Here is a 15226-nt window from a genome sequence, read left to right as displayed (position 1 = left end):
GGGCGGCGGAGAGAGGAGAGCGGGGAGGGCTCGGTTCAGTGCTGGGTGAGGGTCTGGGGGTAGTCGGTGATGATGCCGTCGACGCCGAGGGTGGTCATTTTGCGGATGGCGCCGGGTTCGTCGACGGTCCAGACGTTGATGTGCATGCCGAGTTGGTGGATGCGGTCGACGAGGGTCTGGTCGGTGACGGTGTGCTGGGGGTTGATCTGGTCGGCCCATTGGCTGAGCTGGAGGAGTTCGGTGTCGGTGGGGCGTTGGGCGTTGAGGATGCCGATGGGGATGTCGGGGAGTTGGGTGCGGAAGGTGTGGGCGTCGTCGGTGTGGAAGGACTGGACGGCGAGTTGGTTGCGGGTGAGGGCGCGTTGGAGGTAGCGGGGTTTGGTTTTGAGGTGGTTGGCGAGGTCGGTGGCGATGGTGGTGTGGTGGGTGCAGGGGCTGAGTTCGGCGAGGAGTCCGGTGCGGGTGTGGTTGATGCGGGTGATGACGTCGTCGAGGGTGATGAGGGGTTCGCCGGTGTAGGTGGGGTGGAACCAGGATCCGGCGTCGAGGGTGCGTAGTTCGTTCCAGGTGAAGTCGGAGACGCGGTAGCGGGGGCGGTCGGGGTAGCGGTCTTCGATGTTGGTGGTGCGTTCCATGGTGCAGTCGTGGAAGTTGATGAGTTTGCCGTCTTTGGTGCGTTGGACGTCGATTTCGACGTGGTCGGCGCGTTGTCGGACGGCGAGGTCGATGGCGGCGGCGGTGTTCTCGGGGGCCATGCCCGAGGAGCCGCGGTGTGCGATGGCGTCGGGTGTGGGGGTGGTGTGTTCGTCGGCGTGGACGGTCGTCGAGGTCAGTGCCAGGGCCAGACCGCCCAGCACCGCCACCACGAGACCCGTACGTCTGTTGCCCACCTGTCTCACTGCAGCCTCCCGTGTCGTGCGACCAGTCGGTGGAGCGGAGTGGAGCGGGGAAAGGCGGCCGGCAGCCGGTGGTGTCCCGGAACGGGTCGCCACCGGCCCCTGTCCGGCCAGCCTGTCCGGTCAGGAGGAGGAAGACGCGGGGACGGCGTGGAGCACCGCGATGGCCAGGGCCACCGGGTCGCCGGACGGCCGGACGGGATATCCGTCCCGCTGCCGGTTCCAGTCGTCCTCCAGCGCGAACCAGTCGATGGCGACCGGCGGCCTGCCGGTCACCAGGGCGGTGTCGAGCGAGTCGAGGTACTTCGTCCAGCGCATCGCGTAGAAGTCGGAGACCAGTCCGGACCATTCCCGGTTGGCGTAGTCCCGCAGGCCGCCCGCGTCGCTGCCGGAGCGGTGCCCCCAGGTGGTGAGGATCGAGCGTGCGTCGAACTCGGCGGCGGCCCTCTCCGCCTCGGTACGGCCCCAGGACTTCGCGTCCTCCAGCCACGGGCCGAGGAGGAAGCGGGCGTCCGTGGCGAGCAGCCGGTCCAGCAGGGAGAGGCAGTTCTTCCACTCGGCGGCACGTGCCCGGAAGCGGGGCAGGTCCTCGGCATCGTAGGCGGCCTTGATCTGCGGGAGCAGGGTCCGGCTGCGGTTGGCCAGGACCTGGCGGGCGACGTCGACCAGGTCGAAGCGGTAGGCGTCGGTGGCGCGCAGCGCCGGTGCGACCCGCACCAGCTCGGTCAGCGCCCGGCGCACCGTGCCCGGGTCGTACCTCATCGCGCCGGGACTCCAGCTCGCCGCGTTGGTGGCCGTGAGCCGGGGCCGGGCGGTGAACAGGCTGTCCTGCGACTCGCTCCAGGTCCCGGACGGTGTGCTGTACGGGCCGCTGCGCAGCAGCTCCCACGCGGAGGCCGCATGCGGGTCGGCGCCGCCGTAGCGGCGTTGCGCGTACTCGGCGAACCACTTCCGCTGGTCCACGGGCTCCGTACGCCAGGCCAGTTCGGTGAAGAGCTCGTAGGCGACGGGGTTGCCGCCGGTGCCCTCCGGCATGTAGGCGATGCCCGCGAGGGCGCTTCCGGCCTTGGTGCGCCACTGGTCGAATCGCTCGGCCCAGACGGCGGTGTTGGCGCCCATGGTGGTGTGACCGCCGAAGTTCGGGATCGTGCCGAAGGCGTAGGGCGCTCCGTGCCAGGTGGCTTCGCGGTCCAGGCCGTCGTAGCGGTCGGACAGACCGTCGACGATGAGCAGCCTGCGTTTGTCGATGGCGTCGATGATCTGCGTCGACGGGTTGTTCTGCCAGCCGATCAGCGTCCATACGGCGCCGGGGCGGGCGGTCTGGAGAGCCTTCATCACGGCTTGCGCGGCGTCCCTCACGGGCACGTTCCCGGGCCGTCCGCCCTCGTGCAGCAGATCCATCTTGTACATCGTCGAGGTACCGAACAGCTCACGCTGGTGGCGGTAGAACGCGGCGGCCACCCTCGGGAACACCGCGCTGCGCGGGTCGAGCCAGTCGGGCCGCTCGAATCCGACCCAGTCACCCTGCGGCACGACCGGGCCGACGGGATTGCGCTCCGTGAAACCCGGCGGCACGGTGCCGTAGTAGCCGGGCAGTACGGGAGTCATGCCGAGTTGGCGGAGCCGGTCCGCGATCCGGCGGCCCAGATCCGCGCGATCCTCGAGCAGGCGCTCGGAGACGGGGCCGCCGAAGCCGGACATGTTCTGCATCAGCCACCAGGGCTGGTGCGCCGGGCCGGGGATCCAGGACCTGAGCTCGTCCTCGGAGTAGCCGAACTCCTGGAGGGTCTCGTAGTAGACGGCGTCGGCCCCCATCTGCACGAAGACCTCGTTCACGCCGTGCAGGGCGAGCAGGTCGATCTGCTTCTCGTAGGAGGCCCAGTCGCGGTAGGCGCCGGAGTAGCCGTCGTCGGTGTCGTTGAGTGCGAAGCGGTGCGGGACCGTGGCCTGCCTGTGCACGGGGCCGGCGGGGGCGGGCAGGGTACGGGGCAGTCGGGCCGTGCTCCGGCCGGGCCATCCGAGGTCCACCTCGGCCGTGTGCTTGAGGTACCAGTTGACGCCGCTGAGGAGCACGGCGGGGCTGGTGCCCCGCACGCGCACCCGGCCGGCGCGGCCGGAGACGTCGAAGTAGTCGCCGGACTCCGGGCGGTCGACGGCGACGAGGGTGAACTGCGAGGCGTGGCGCGGCAACAGCCGGGCGAGCGCCGCCCTGGCGGGCTGGGTGGCGAAGGCCGGCTCGCCCGGAGGCGCGGCTGCCGTGGGGGAGGGGAGGGGCCCCAGGGCCGTGGTGAGAAGGACGAGAGCGACGGCTGCGTACAGGGCGGCCCAGGGTCTGAGGCTTCTCACTGGTCACCTCGTCCGAGTTGTCGACGGTGTGTTCGTGAATATGGAGGGCGGCGGGTCACCAGTCAAGACCGACTCTCGGCCCCTTCGCCCCGTGCGGCGCGCGCCGGACTCCGGCCACTGCATTGACATGTCCCCTACCGATCGCGATGCTGGGCGTGTCTGCTTCCATCGATGTAAAAGCGGCCCGGGGAAGAGGCGCTGGAACGAGGAGCCGGCCGCGGACCCGCACACCCCGTGGAGCCCACCGAGGAAGGGGATCATGCAACCTTTCCGTCATCTCTCCCGCGCCGTCGCCGCCGTCTCGTCCGGCGTCCTCGCCGTTCTGCTCCTCCTGTCGTCCGGCGGGCCCGCCCATGCGGACCGGACCGGCCTGCGGGCCGCCGACCCCAGCGTGATCCGGGTCGGTGGCACCTACGTCTCGGTGCAGTCCGCCGGTGGCGGCATCGCCGTACGGCAGGCCGCGTCGACGGCCGCCCTGGCGGCGGCCCCCGCTCGACAGGTCTGGTCGGACACCCGCGACCGGGGTGAGGTGTGGGCGCCCGAGATCGTGCGGGACGGCGGCCGCTACTACATCTACTTCTCGGCCGGCCGCGGAGCGGCCCACCGGATGTACGTGATCAGCTCCGCCACCGCGGACAGCGGGTACACCGCCGAGACCCGCCTGGCGCTGCCCGACGACAAGTGGGCCATCGACGGGACCCTGTTCACCTTCTCCGGGCAGCGCTGGTTCGTCTGGTCGGGCTGGGCGGGGGACACCGACGTCGAGCAGAACCTCTACATCGCACGGATGAGCAGCCCGACCACGCCGACCGGCGCGCGGTACGTCATCTCGCAACCGCGGGAGAGCTGGGAGCGGGTGGTCGGCAACCCGTTCGTCAACGAGGGGCCCGAGCCCGTCAAGGACCCGAACGGGCAACTGCACATCGCGTACTCGGCCAACGGAAGCTGGAGCGACCAGTACTGTCTCGCCGACCTGAGGCTGCGGGCCGGCGGTGATCCGACGTACGTGTGGGACTGGTACAAGTCCAACGGCTGCCTGTTCGGCTCCCACCGCGCCACCATGATGCCCGGCTGGGACCCCACGCTCCACGTCGACGGCCCCGGCCACCACAGCTTCGTCCTGCTGGACGGCGACATCGCCACCAGTCCGCCCGCCGGTCCCAGGTTCCCCCTGATGTTCCACGCGGTCGCGAAGGGAACGCCGTACGCGTGGGAGAACCGGTACTGGTACACCGGCACCTTCTGCTGGTGGGGCGACACGACCTACAGCCGCGCCGACGTCCCCGGCCCGCGCACCGACACCGGCTGGAGCCTCAAGTACTTCGAGTAGGGCCGGACGGGCAGGGGTGTCGTTCCCGGCGGAGGCCCTCCGCCGGGAACGGCACCGGTGTCCGCGGGTCGGTACAGCTAACAGCTGAGGTTGTCCCCGGGGGCCACGCCGAGCAGTTGGGTGAAGCGCTGGTAGTTGTCGATCCGGCTCTGGACCTGGGCGGGGTTCCCGCCGTCGCACTCCAGGCTGCCGTTGATGGCCCGGACGGTCTCCCCGAAGCCCGCGCCGTCGACCATGGCGTCGTGCGGTGTCATGGTGCCGGGCCCGCTCTGCGTGTTCCAGTACCACAGGCCGGTCTTCCAGGCCACGGCCGCGTCGTTCTGGACCAGGTCCGGGTTGCCCAGCAGATCGATGCCCAGGGCGTCCCCGGCGGCCTTGTAGTTGAAGTTCCAGCTGAGCTGCACGGGACCGCGCCCGTAGTACTTGTCGTGGCCGGCCGGGCAGCCGTACGGCTGGGTCGTGTCGCAGTAGTGCGGGTAGTTGGCGGTGTTCTGCTCGACGACGTGCACGAGTCCGCCGGTCTCGTGACCGACGTTGGCGAGGAAGGCGGCGGCCTCCTGCTTGCGCACCGTCTCGTCGCCGGTGTTCGAGAAGCCGGGGTAGGCGCCGAGCGCGGCGGTGAGACCGTCGTAGGTGTAGAAGGAGTTCCTGTTCGGGAACATCTCGTCGAACTGCGCCTCGGTGACGACGAACTCGGCGGCGGCGCGTGCGTCGGACTTCCCGGCGGCGGAGGCCGGTGCGAGGGTCGTGGTGCAGAGGGCGGCGGCCGCGCCGGTGGCGGCCAGTAGGGCGAAGGTGCGGCGGTGCACGGTATCGGCTCCTGATCGGGTGAGGGTACGGCGGGTGAGGGACGGAGGGGGCGGGAGCGGGGCTCCCAGCGTGCTCCCGCCCCCGGCCGGGACGGCTTCGGGCACCCGGGGGCGGGCCTGTCGCCCCCGGACCTGATCCACCGGATCCGTCAGCCGCCGACGTTCACGTCGATGCACGCGTAGAACGCGTTGTCGGTGTCGGCCACGTTCCACACGGCGAGCACCTTCTGCCGGCCGTCGAGGCCGCCGAAGTCCACCTGGTGGTCGACCACCGCGCCGGGCTTGGCGCCGCCGTCGTCGAACAGGGCGATCCGCTGACCGCCGACGTAGTACTCCCAGGTGCTGGTGGAGTGCTGGGCGGTGAGCTTCCATGAGAACGTCGCGTTCCTGGGCACCGGTGTGACGGCCCAGCCCTTGCTGTCGTCGTCCAGCTCGGCGAAGCGGCTGTTGCCGCCGCTGCAGCTGGTCAGGCCCTTGGGGCCTTCGACGCTCTGGGGTTCGTAGGTGATGTCCCCGCAGGACACGGTGCCCGCCGCGCACTGGGCCTGGCGACTGGGCGGATTCGAGATGTAGCCGTGGGCGCTCGCCGAAGCGGCGGGGAGGCTGACGGCGATGACGGGGGCGAGGGCCGCGCCGATCAGTACGGCGGTCTTCCTGCCTGCGTGCATGGGAAACTCCTTCAGCTCAGGCCGGCCCCGGAGCACGCGCGGTCATGAGTGGGGGGTGACGCGCACGTCGGGTGCGGCCTCTCGTGAGTGGGGGGTCGAGAGACGCGAAGGTGGACACACTCGTCGTTCCCGTCGGGGAGCGTGATCCCGGCAGGGGTCAACTCTCCAAGCGGAACGACGAGTTCTGTTGGACTAGACCATACAAGCGGCCGACATGACCGTGTCAAGGGTGTGGCGTGACGGGGTCCGTGAGGTGTCCGGCTCCCCCGGGGGCGGGTGGTGCGCTCCTCGGCGATCCGCGTTCCGGTTCGAGGTGCGACGCGCCCCGACTTGGTAGGCAAGTGAGTGCTTGCCTATCATGAGCGCGTGGCCGATGACCTCTTCAAAGCCCTGGCCGACCCGACGCGCCGGATCATCATCGACGAGCTCGTGGAGCGGTCAGGGCAGACACTGTTCGAGATCTGCTCGCGACTGAGCATGAAGCATCGGCTCGGCATCTCGCGGCAGGCGATCTCCCAGCACCTCGCGGTGCTGGAGGCCGCCGGCCTCGTGGAGGTCAGGCGCGAGGGCCGCTACAAGTACCACGACCTGAACACGGCCCCGCTGCGGCAGATCACCGAGCGATGGCCCCTGCCCGACGGACCGGAAGAGAGCTCCCCATGAGAATCCATCTGACCAGCGTGTTCGTCGACGACCAGGCCGAGGCCCTGCGCTTCTACACGGAGGTCCTCGGCTTCGTGAAGAAGCACGACGTCCCGCTGGGTGAGAAGGACCGGTGGCTCACCGTCGTCTCGCCCGAGGAGCCCGGAGGCACCGAACTCCTCCTGGAACCCGCGGGCCACCCGGCCGCGCGGACCTATCGCGACGCGCTCGTCAAGGACGGCATCCCGCTCGCCCAGTTCGCGGTCGGCGACGTGCGGGCGGAGTTCGAGCGCCTGCGCGGCCACGGCGTCCACTTCACCCAGGAGCCGCTGGAGATGGGCCCCGTCACCACCGCCGTCTTCGACGACACCTGCGGAAACCTGATCCAGATCGCGACGCAGGCGCAGTAGCGCCCCGCGCGGTTCCCGGCCCCCTCCGGAGCAAGGAAGCGTGGAGGGCGGGCCAGGGTGCCGGCGGGCGCGGCCCGGCGTGCCGCCGTGCGGGATCGACGTGGGCGCCCGATTCCGGCGACCGGACGGTCCCGAGGCCGCCGGGACCGCCGGACCCGGGCCGGTGCCGCCGGTGGGACGCCGGTCAGGCGGCGGCCTGCATTTTCTCGTGCTTCCAGAAACCCGAGAAGGTGATGCGGTCCTTCGGCAGTCCCGCACGGTGCAGGTGCCTGCGGCCCTCGGTGGCCAGGGCCGACTCGCCGACGACGAAGGCGTAGCCCGTCGCGGCGGCGGAGGTGAGCCGTCGCAGTTCGCGGAGTGCGGCCGCGCCGGGGACCGCCGTGCCGTCCTGGCGCACCACCCAGGAGACGGCCACGCCGGCCGGGGCGTCCAGCGTGCGCCGGTCGCCCGGGGTGGGGACCTCCTGGATGAGCCGTCCGACGGTCGCCGCGGGCAGGGACCGGAGAATGCTCGCTGTGGCGGGCAGGCCGGTCTCGTCGGCCACGATGGTGACTTCGGAGGCGTCGCGCGGGCAGTCGAACAGGATGCCCTGGTCGAGCAGGGCGAGCGCGTCTCCCGGAACGGCGTGGCAGGCCCAGATCGCGGCCCTGCCCTCGATCTCGCCTCCCGGACCGCGGTGGACGACGAAGTCGATGTCGAGCTCGGCCGACTGCCGCCGGAAGTCCGCCACCGAGTAGTTGGCGCAGTGCGGCCGCTCGTGTTCGGGTATCGCCAGGTAGGGCTGCCACCATTGCGAGCCGGTGAACTCCGGCAGGCGGAGCCGCCGTTGGCGGGGGAGCGGGAAGAACAGCCGGAACCAGTGGTCGTAGCCCGCCCACGGGAACTCGGAGAGGCTGTCCCCGGTGACCGTCACGCGTTGCATGGAGGGGGAGACGCGTTCGGCGCGCACGACGCGGGCGCGGAACATCCGGGGGTGCTGCGGCGTGAGCCGGCGAACCTTGGCCATGAAGGCAAGGCTAGCCTAACTTCAGAACGGCTCGAAGGGCGCCTGGACGGACCCCCCTCCTCCCGCCGCTCCGCCGGATCCGGGACCGAGCGATGAGTTCCGGACCGTCGGCGGGTCGACAAGAGGAGAGGAAGGAGTCCGTCATGCCCACACAGCCATCCGCGACGCGACCCACGACGCGACCCACGGCCGAACTCGACGCCCGCTACAGTTCCGCGCAGAACCCGCGGCCAGGGGCCGAGGACGTCACCGTCACGCAGTGGACCGAGGCCCTGCGGCAACTGGACGAGGCCGAGATCTTCTGGGCGTCCACCGTGCGGCCCGACGGTCGGCTGCACGTCACGCCCGTGATCGCCGCCTGGTGCCAAGGGGTGCTGTACTTCTCGACCGGTCCCGGGGAGCAGAAGGCGCGCAATCTCGCTCATGACGGGCACTGTGCGCTGACCACCGGAAGGAACTCGCTCACCGAAGGGCTCGACCTCGTCATCGAGGGCACGGCGGCGCAGGTGACCGATCCGGCGGTGCTGGAACGGGTGATCGAGGCGCACGAGACCAAGTACGGGCCGCACATCACCGCGCCCGAGGGCACCTTCCACGGGATGGGGGACCTCGTCCGGAAGGGAGACGTGATGGTCTTCGCGCTCGCCCCGGCCACGGCGTACGGATTCGGCCGGGACGACGGGGTGTACACCCATACGCGCTGGTCCTTCTGAGGAGAGCGGGCTCCACGCCAGAACGCCGGGGCGGGGGTACGAGAGCCGTGCCCGACCGGAGGCCGCCCTCGTCCGCCGCGGCCACCCGGCCGGGCTCGGCATGCCCCTTCCGGGGGTGAATGAGAGACTTGCACTGGTCGGACCGCGCGGTGGTTGCCCCTACGGAGGCGGTCCGGCTCGGGAGTGGCGGATGTTCCGAAGACGTCCCGCACCTGACGGTGAAGAGCTGCTGGCCAGGCTGGCGTCGCTGACCACCCGGACGCGGGAGCTCGCCGAGCTGCGGCGGTCCCAGATGGAACTGGCGATCGCACTGCAGCGCGACATGCTTCCCGCGGACCTGCCCGTCGTGCCCGGCATCCACCTCGCCGCCTGCTACTCACCCGCGTACGCCGGACTCAACGTGGGCGGCGACTGGTACGACGCCTTCGTGCTCCCCGACGGCCGGATCGGGCTCTCCGTCGGAGACGTCCAGGGCCACGCCATCGACGCGGCGGCCTTCATGGGGCAGGTCCGCGTCGGACTGCGGGCGCTCGCCTCCGTCACCGGTGAACCGGGCGACCTGCTCGCCCGCACGAACGACCTGCTCCTCTCCCTGAACAAGGACCTCTTCGCCACCTGCACGTTCATGCGCTTCGACCCGGCCACCGGCGTTCTGGAGAGCGCGCGGGCCGGGCACATTCCCTGCGTCTGGGCCACGGCGGACGGCAAGGCCGAGGTGTCCGAGGACGAGGGAGGACCGCCGCTCGGCGTTCTGGGCGGAACCGAATACCCCGTGACCCGGTACCAGCTCGACACGGGCGGCGTCTTCGTCCTGCTCACCGACGGAGTGGTGGAGGGCCCCTCCCTGAGCGTCGACGAGGGACTCGCGAGGGTGGTGCGGCTCGCGGGCATCGCTGCCGTCGCGGGGATGGAGGCGCACTCGCTCGCGGCGGCCGTACTGAAGAACGCCGAGCTGGTGGGCCACGAGGACGACGCCGCCGTGCTCGTCGTCGGCCACGACGGGCGGGCTGTTACGCCGTAGGGCGGGACGGGACACGTCTCGGATCGCTGACCCGGGCGCCTCGGTGTCTGATGGCTGCTGTGGTGGGTATCCATGCTTGGCCGCGACCGGCCGTCCTCGCCTGCGAGACGCTGCTCGTCGCCGTCTGCTACTACGCGGCGGGGCGACTGGGGCTCTCGCAGCAGTTGGTCGCGGACGGAGCGGTCGTCACCCCCATCTGGCCACCCACCGGCGTCGCGGTGACCTGTCTGCTGCTCTTCGGGTTCCGGTGCGTGCCGGGCATCGCCGTCGGCGCCCTGCTGGTCGTCGCGTCGCTGTCGACTCCCGGACTGTCGGCCGCCGGGATCGTGCTCGGCAACACCGTCGCCCCCGTGTGTGCCTTCCTCATGCTGCGCGCGGTCGGGTTCCGCGTGAGTCTGAGCCGCCTGCGCGACGGCCTCGCACTCGTGTTCCTGGGAGCGCTGACGGCCATGCTGATCAGCTCGGGAACCGGCGCCGGTGTCCTCCTCCTCACGGACAAACTCGCTCCCGACGACTTCTGGCTCGTCTGGCTGGCGTGGTGGGTGGGAGACGCCATGGGCGTCGTCCTCGTCACCCCCCTGCTGCTCCTGCTGCACCGGGCCCGCCGGCCGCCCCCGTCCGGCCGGTGGGCCGAGGCGGTGGGGCTCGCCCTCGTCGTGTGCGTACTGGTCCCGATGGTCACGTACAGCTCGGTCAGTGCCCTGTTCCTCGTGTACCCGCTCCTCGTCTGGGCCGCCTTGCGGTTCCAGCTGGCGGGAGGCATGCCGTGCGCCCTCTTCGCCTCCGTGGTGGCCACCGTCGCGGCCAGACAGGAGACCGGCTCCTTCGGTGGACTCACCGATGTCGAGACCATGATGAAACTCCAGGCGTTCAACGGGACCCTGGGGCTGACCGCGCTCCTGCTCTCCTCCGTCATCAGCGAACAGCTCAACACCAGACGGTCGGTCGAGCGGGCCTGTCACGAGCTGGTCGAGGCGTTGCAGCACCTCAACGCCGGTGGCTCCGGCACCACGGGGGCGGCCGGCCGGGACGCCCGGTGAGCGCGGCGGCGCGCTCGCGGAGAACCGCCCGCGTGGCCGGCTCGGCCGCGCCCACAGGGCGTACGGCCTCCGGTGATGACGCCGGTTCCCGCTCGGCGGGTCACTGCCGGTCGCGGCGGTGGCGTCCGGTCAGCGCTCGATCAGGTTGCGCCGCCGGTAGGTCTCCCGTTCGTACCTTGGCGGTCGGCCGCCGTGGCCACCGCGCCTCAGCCGGTGCCGTCGCTGGTCGGTCTTCTCGGGGATGGTGTGCGCGATGCCGCGTTTTTCGCAGGCAGGGACGGAAGCCGCGGGAGCTGTCAGCAAACGAAACCGCCCAGCCCGCGCAAGCACCTGCGCCCAGGCCCGTGTCCAGCCCCGTCGTTAGGATCGGTGCCATGCCGCTGACGATGACCGATGTGGACCGCTTCGAGGCCGCGCGCCCGCGCCTCGAAGCCATCGCCTACCGCATGCTCGGCTCCGCAGGCGAGGCCGAGGACCTCGTGCAGGAGACGTATCTGCGCTGGCAGGCGGCCGATGTCGAGCGGATCGAGGTTCCCGAGGCCTGGCTGACCAAGGTGCTCACCAACCTCTGCCTCAACCAGCTGACCTCGGCCCGCGCCCGGCGCGAGACCTACGTCGGCCAGTGGCTGCCCGAGCCGCTGCTCGAAGGCGATCGGATGCTCGGCCCGGCGGACACGGCCGAGCAGCGCGAGTCGGTCTCGTACGCCGTCCTCACGCTCATGGAGCGGCTTTCCCCCAACGAGCGCGCGGTGTACGTGCTCAAGGAGGCCTTCGCGTACGCGCACCGGGAGATCGCCGAGATCCTCGAGATCAGCGAGGCCGCCAGCCAGCAGACGTTCAGCCGGGCGAAGAGGCGCCTCGCGGAGGAGAAGGCCGGCAAGGTGCGCACCGAGATCGACAAGGCGGCGGCGAAGCGGATCGTCGAGGAGTTCCTCGCGGCCGCGACCAGCGGGCGGACCGAGCCGCTCGTGAAGCTTCTGACCTCCGACGCCATCGCGATCGGTGACGGCGGCGGGAAGGTCCCGGCGAAGGCCACGCCGTTCGAGGGTGCCCTGGCCGTGGCCACCTTCCTGCGCGGGATGTTCAGGCCCGCCGACAGCAAGCGCCGCATGCTCGGCGGCGCACCACAGGCCTACGCCACCACGGCCAACGGCTCCCCGGCCCTCGTCATCGTGGTCGAGGGGCGGGTCTTCGGGGTCATGTGCCTGGAGCGCACCGAGGAAGGCATCGTCGCCGTCCGCAGCCAGGTCAACCCGGACAAGCTGGAGCGGGTCACGGAGGCCTGGGCCGCGTCGGAGCACGGGGAACCGCTGGTCCTGGAGGCCTGGTGACCGTACCCGAAAAGGTGTGACGTAGGTCACCGTCTCTGTCTGTCAGGAATCCGGGGGCTGCCCGGTTCAAGGGGCGTAACCGCGAAGAGGGGCCCCGATCCGAGAGCTCGGGGACTGACAGACAGGGGCAGGAAAATGACCGGTATCCGCAAGCACCGCATCGTCGTTCTCGGCGCCGGCTACGCCGGAGCGGCCGCAGCAGGCCGCCTCGTCAAGCGGCTGCACCGCGAGGATGTCGCTCTCACCCTCGTCAACGACCAGCCGGACTTCGTCGAGCGAGTCCGCAACCACCAACTGGCCGTCGGCCAGGACCTCAAGCACCGCCCCTTCGACGCGATCTTCGCCGGCTCCGGCGTGGAACTGAAGATCGCGAGGGTGACCCGGGTGGACGTGGACCGCAAGGCCGTGACCGTCACCGGTACGGCGGGCGAGGAGGAGCTCGGGTACGACACGCTCGTCTACGCGCTCGGCAGCCGCTGGAACGACCACGGCGTGCAGGGCGCCGTCGAGCACGCCCACGAGGTGGCGAGCCGGACCGGTGCGCTGCGGCTGCGGGCGCGGCTCGCATCGCTCGCGCCCGGCCGGAAGGTCCTGGTCGTCGGCGGCGGGCTCACCGGCGTCGAGGCCGTGACCGAGATCGCCGAGACCCGCCCCGACCTCGACGTCGCCCTCGCCGCCCGCGGTGAGCTGGGTGACTGGCTGAGCCGCAAGGGCGCCGCGCACCTGCGCAAGGTCTTCGGCCGGCTCGGCGTCACCGCGTACGAGCACACCGTCATCGCCGGCGTCGAGGCGGACCAGGTGAAGACCGCGGACGGTGAGGCGATCGCGGCCGACGTGACCGTGTGGACCACCGGCTTCGCCACCCACCCGATCGCTGAGGCCAGCGGTCTTCAGGTCACCGAGGGCGGCCAGATCGTGGTCGACGCGATGATGCGCTCGGTCTCGCACCCGGACGTGTACGCGGTCGGCGACGCGGGCTACGCGATGGGCGCCAACGACAAGCCGCTGCGGATGTCCTGCGCCACCGGCACCCCGATGGCCTGGCAGGCCGCGGACGCGATCGTGTCGGAGCTGACCGGTCGCAAGCAGCCCAAGGTGCCGCTGCGCTACTTCAACCAGTGCATCTCGCTGGGGCGCGGTGACGGCCTGATCCAGTTCGTGACCGCTGACGACACCTCGGTGGAGCGGGTCCTGACAGGCCGGATGGCGGCGCGCTACAAGGAGCTCATCTGCAAGGGCGCGGCCTGGAACGTGGGCAACCCGGGAGCCACCGTGCTGGCGCGCGGACGGCGCGTGGTGCGTGGGCGGGCCGCGGTGGAACAGGCCGCTGCCTGAAGCCGCCCGGCGGACGTCACGTAGCGGCGGACGTGGCGTAGTGCCCGAGACGGACCCCGCAAGATCCGGCTCGCAGGTGACGACCCCGTGATCCGGGGCGCATCTGCCGACAGAACCTAGTCGCCTTCCGTCCCCATGACCCGTCGGGCCGCCTCGCCCTCCGCCGCCGACGGGGACAACTCGTCGAGGGTGTCGAGGTCCGTGTCCGCCTCGAGCTCCCGTTCCCACTCCTTGGCCAGCCGTTCCTGCTCCTCGCGTGACGTGGCGCGGACGGCTTCCCGGTGGTCCGGGTCCAGAGCCGCCAGGAAGCGTCCGACAGAGTCCGTGGGCATGGCCGTGCTCCTAGGGTGGGGATGGGCGCCGGTACCGGCCCAGGATGGCCAACCGGTCCCACGGCCGCCGCTCGACACGGCCTCCGGCCACCCTTTTGGGCGCAGCACACCCGATGCGGACACCTGCCTGCCGGCCACCGAGGACGGCCCGGACGAGGGCGTACAGCAGAATGACCGCATGGCCTCCCCTTCCCGAACCCGCTTGTGCGCCGACGGCGCTTCGCCGCGCACGCGTGCGGTGGCCGCGGTGGCCGCCTTGTCGGTCGTCGGCGCCGGACTGGGACTCAGGGCCGTGGCGGACGGGGGAGTGGCCAAGTACGGCGGGGACGCCCTGTACACCCTGCTGCTGTTCGCCCTCGTCGTCCTGGTGGCTCCGGGCATCACGCCGCTGAAAGGCGCCGCCGTGGCCCTGGCCCTGAGCTGGGGCGTCGAGTTCCTCCAGCTGAGTGACGTCCCGGCCGAGCTGTCCCTGCGGAGCACAGCGGCCCGCCTGGTCCTGGGTTCCACCTTCAACGCACCGGACCTGTTCTGGTACGCGGTCGGCGCGGCGGCCGGCTGGTCGCTCGGACACCTGCTGCGCCGCGGTGCCGGTGCGCGCAGGCCGGGTTCGCGCCGCCGGCTCCGCGGAACCGGTGTCAGTGGGCGTCCGCGGCCACCGACGGCGGACGGAAGCAGGCGATGACCGTCTTGCCGTCGGGGCAGGGACGGGTCTCCCAGCTGTCGGCCAAGGCGTCGACGAGGAACATCCCCCGCCCACCTAGGCGTTCCTCGCTCGGGGGCCGTGCTCGTGGCAGCGTGCTGGAGGCGTCGTGGACGGCCACGTGCAGGCAGCGGCCGTCCCAGGTCATTACCAACTGAGCGTGCGATTGGGCGTGCACATGCGCGTTGGTGACCAGTTCGGACACCGTGAGCAGCACGGCGTCCACCGTCTCGGGGGCGCCGGCCGTCCAGTCGAGGGTGTCCAGGTGCCTGCGCGCCCAGTCACGGGCCGTCTTCGGGCCGGTCTGCATCGGCAGCGAACGCGCCCACCCCACTGCCCGTAGCGACGATTCATCCACGGCGGTCCCCATCCCGGCTCGAGTTCACTGCGTCGCGATTACCCCCGGTGCGCGGATTGAAGCGGTGACGTCCACGGACCGGGACGGAAATCTCCCGGAACGGCCGCCCTTGACGCCGGGGCGAGCGCCTCACATACTTGCGGCCAAATCGATTTGGCCAAATCGATTTGGCTCTCCGTCCAGGGCCGGATCGCGGCTTCAGTCCGAGCGTGTCGCCTGCCCGAACGGAGACCGAACGTGTCCCATGCCCCCCAGAGCCGGCCGCCACAGGCCGGACGCACCGACCGAC

Annotated in this window: 16 protein-coding genes; 9 read left to right on the top strand and 7 right to left on the bottom strand. The window is 71.0% G+C overall.

Annotated elements, in window-relative coordinates; translation table 11 throughout:
- Positions 1-35: 35 nt before the first annotated feature.
- Complete coding sequence (locus SAM23877_RS02790) at positions 36-890, bottom strand: glycerophosphodiester phosphodiesterase (RefSeq protein WP_244902907.1); 855 nt, start codon at positions 888-890, stop codon at positions 36-38.
- Positions 891-1019: 129 nt separating this feature from the next.
- Positions 1020-3242 carry an alpha-N-acetylglucosaminidase gene (locus tag SAM23877_RS02785; RefSeq protein WP_053126554.1) on the bottom strand — a complete coding sequence of 741 codons (2223 nt, stop codon included), beginning with the start codon at positions 3240-3242 and terminating at the stop codon, positions 1020-1022.
- A gap of 259 nt (positions 3243-3501) precedes the next feature.
- On the opposite strand from SAM23877_RS02785, the gene SAM23877_RS02780 reads away from it, so the two are divergent.
- Complete coding sequence (locus tag SAM23877_RS02780; RefSeq protein WP_053126552.1) at positions 3502-4572, top strand: glycoside hydrolase family 43 protein; 1071 nt, start codon at positions 3502-3504, stop codon at positions 4570-4572.
- A 77-nt stretch (positions 4573-4649) separates the two neighbouring features.
- Here SAM23877_RS02780 and SAM23877_RS02775 read toward each other — a convergent pair whose 3' ends face one another.
- Both SAM23877_RS02775 and SAM23877_RS02770 read right to left on the bottom strand, forming a co-directional pair.
- Entirely contained in the window at positions 4650-5381 is a 732-nt protein-coding gene (locus SAM23877_RS02775; RefSeq protein ID WP_053126550.1) for a chitinase, read from the bottom strand.
- 149 nt (positions 5382-5530) lie between these two features.
- On the bottom strand, positions 5531-6049 hold the full coding sequence (locus SAM23877_RS02770) for a lytic polysaccharide monooxygenase auxiliary activity family 9 protein (protein WP_053126548.1): 519 nt from the start codon (positions 6047-6049) through the stop codon (positions 5531-5533).
- A gap of 366 nt (positions 6050-6415) precedes the next feature.
- On the opposite strand from SAM23877_RS02770, the gene SAM23877_RS02765 reads away from it, so the two are divergent.
- Entirely contained in the window at positions 6416-6712 is a 297-nt protein-coding gene (locus tag SAM23877_RS02765; protein ID WP_053126547.1) for an ArsR/SmtB family transcription factor, read from the top strand.
- Entirely contained in the window at positions 6709-7101 is a 393-nt protein-coding gene (locus SAM23877_RS02760) for a VOC family protein (RefSeq protein ID WP_053126545.1), read from the top strand. The genes SAM23877_RS02765 and SAM23877_RS02760 overlap by 4 nt, the downstream gene beginning before the upstream one ends.
- A gap of 184 nt (positions 7102-7285) precedes the next feature.
- Here the strand turns inward: SAM23877_RS02760 and SAM23877_RS02755 are convergent, their stop codons facing one another.
- Entirely contained in the window at positions 7286-8107 is an 822-nt protein-coding gene (locus tag SAM23877_RS02755) for a siderophore-interacting protein (protein WP_053126543.1), read from the bottom strand.
- A gap of 143 nt (positions 8108-8250) precedes the next feature.
- On the opposite strand from SAM23877_RS02755, the gene SAM23877_RS02750 reads away from it, so the two are divergent.
- From SAM23877_RS02750 to SAM23877_RS02730, 5 genes are all read left to right on the top strand, one after another.
- A complete protein-coding gene (locus SAM23877_RS02750; RefSeq protein WP_053126541.1) occupies positions 8251-8820 on the top strand; it encodes a pyridoxamine 5'-phosphate oxidase family protein in 570 nt (189 codons plus the stop codon).
- A gap of 190 nt (positions 8821-9010) precedes the next feature.
- On the top strand, positions 9011-9841 hold the full coding sequence (locus SAM23877_RS02745; RefSeq protein WP_053126539.1) for a PP2C family protein-serine/threonine phosphatase: 831 nt from the start codon (positions 9011-9013) through the stop codon (positions 9839-9841).
- Positions 9842-9891: 50 nt separating this feature from the next.
- On the top strand, positions 9892-10881 hold the full coding sequence (locus tag SAM23877_RS02740; protein WP_053126536.1) for an MASE1 domain-containing protein: 990 nt from the start codon (positions 9892-9894) through the stop codon (positions 10879-10881).
- Positions 10882-11255: 374 nt separating this feature from the next.
- The gene (gene sigJ, locus SAM23877_RS02735; protein ID WP_053126535.1) at positions 11256-12212 is read left to right on the top strand and encodes an RNA polymerase sigma factor SigJ; all 957 of its coding nucleotides are present in this window, start codon (positions 11256-11258) and stop codon (positions 12210-12212) included.
- Between the two features lie 135 nt (positions 12213-12347).
- Positions 12348-13547 (top strand): NAD(P)/FAD-dependent oxidoreductase, encoded by a 1200-nt coding sequence (locus tag SAM23877_RS02730; protein ID WP_053126532.1) that lies wholly within the window; start codon positions 12348-12350, stop codon positions 13545-13547.
- A gap of 116 nt (positions 13548-13663) precedes the next feature.
- On the opposite strand, the gene SAM23877_RS02725 is transcribed toward SAM23877_RS02730, so the two are convergent.
- Positions 13664-13879, bottom strand: a complete 216-nt coding sequence (locus SAM23877_RS02725) for a hypothetical protein (protein ID WP_053126530.1) — start codon at positions 13877-13879, stop codon at positions 13664-13666.
- A gap of 178 nt (positions 13880-14057) precedes the next feature.
- Between SAM23877_RS02725 and SAM23877_RS02720 the strand changes: the two genes are divergently transcribed.
- Positions 14058-14561 carry a ribosomal maturation YjgA family protein gene (locus SAM23877_RS02720; protein WP_053126528.1) on the top strand — a complete coding sequence of 168 codons (504 nt, stop codon included), beginning with the start codon at positions 14058-14060 and terminating at the stop codon, positions 14559-14561.
- Here SAM23877_RS02720 and SAM23877_RS02715 read toward each other — a convergent pair.
- Complete coding sequence (locus tag SAM23877_RS02715) at positions 14515-14937, bottom strand: ATP-binding protein (RefSeq protein WP_053142098.1); 423 nt, start codon at positions 14935-14937, stop codon at positions 14515-14517. The two genes, SAM23877_RS02720 and SAM23877_RS02715, sit on opposite strands and share 47 nt — an antisense overlap.
- Between the last annotated feature and the right edge of the window lie 289 nt (positions 14938-15226).

This window comes from Streptomyces ambofaciens ATCC 23877, assembly GCF_001267885.1.
Lineage (GTDB): Bacteria > Actinomycetota > Actinomycetes > Streptomycetales > Streptomycetaceae > Streptomyces > Streptomyces ambofaciens.
The sequence above is the reverse complement of the archived record's forward strand: the minus strand, read 5'-3'. Positions and strand labels throughout refer to the sequence as shown.